The 837-nt window shown below is 63.4% G+C and carries 2 protein-coding genes; one reads left to right on the forward strand and one right to left on the reverse strand.

Going from position 1 to position 837, the window contains the following annotated elements; all coding sequences use genetic code 11:
• Positions 1-403, forward strand: a 403-nt coding sequence (locus D1614_RS27920) for a response regulator transcription factor (protein WP_119440471.1), incomplete at its 5' end; no start/stop codon positions are given.
• Positions 404-443: 40 nt separating this feature from the next.
• Here the strand turns inward: D1614_RS27920 and bamD are convergent.
• Positions 444-837 (reverse strand): outer membrane protein assembly factor BamD (bamD, locus tag D1614_RS27925; protein ID WP_206610140.1); only part of this gene is annotated, 394 nt, incomplete at its 5' end.

An 837-nucleotide genomic window follows, 5' to 3' on the forward strand; every position in this document is an offset into this window, starting at 1 on the left:
CACCAGTGACAAGGGACTGATGCCCCATGGCGGCACGGATTCGGGCCTGCACTGGATTGCTCCACTGCGCCAGGCGCTGCCCGAGGCGCGCATGTTGATCCTCACGGGCTATGCGAGCATCGCCACCGCCGTGCAGGCGGTCAAGCTAGGCGCTGATGAATATTTGGCCAAGCCGGCCAATGTCGACTCGATTTTGCTGGCGCTGCAAGTCGGCGTGTCTGAAGCCGTGGCTGAACAGACGATGGAGAACCCCGCGCCGCTGTCCGTCGCGCGCCTGGAGTGGGAACACATTCAGCGCGTACTCGCCGAGCACGGCGGCAATATCTCCGCCACGGCGCGGGCGCTCAACATGCACCGTCGGACGCTGCAGCGCAAATTGGGCAAGCGGCCGGTCGCAAAATAAACAACCGGCCGCCTGTCATTACATCGACATCACCGCGGCATTACCAGCGGGTGTCGCGCTCCCACGCCTTGAGTTCGTCTTCAGCGCGTTCCTTCGTATAGCCATAGCGCTCCTGGATCTTGCCGGCGAGCTGGTCGCGGGCGGCTTCGATCTTCCGCTTGGCGCTGCTGGCGTATTCCGAGGTCGGATACTTGCGGATCACTTCCTCAAGCGCGGCGATGGACTTCTCGGTACGGCCCTGGTCGCGCGAAACGTCCGGAATCTGGTCAAAGTTCGAGGCGGCGATCAGATACTGCGCATAGGCGGCGTCCGGGCTGCCGGGATGCAGCGTGACGTAGCGGGTCGCCGCGCCGATGCAGCTGTCATAGTCGCCGGCGCTGTAGAAGGAATAGGCCGACATCAGCAGCGATTTGCGCGCCCAGTCGGAATAAGGA

This window comes from Maribellus luteus, from assembly GCF_003576475.1.
Lineage (GTDB): Bacteria > Bacteroidota > Bacteroidia > Bacteroidales > Prolixibacteraceae > Draconibacterium > Draconibacterium luteum.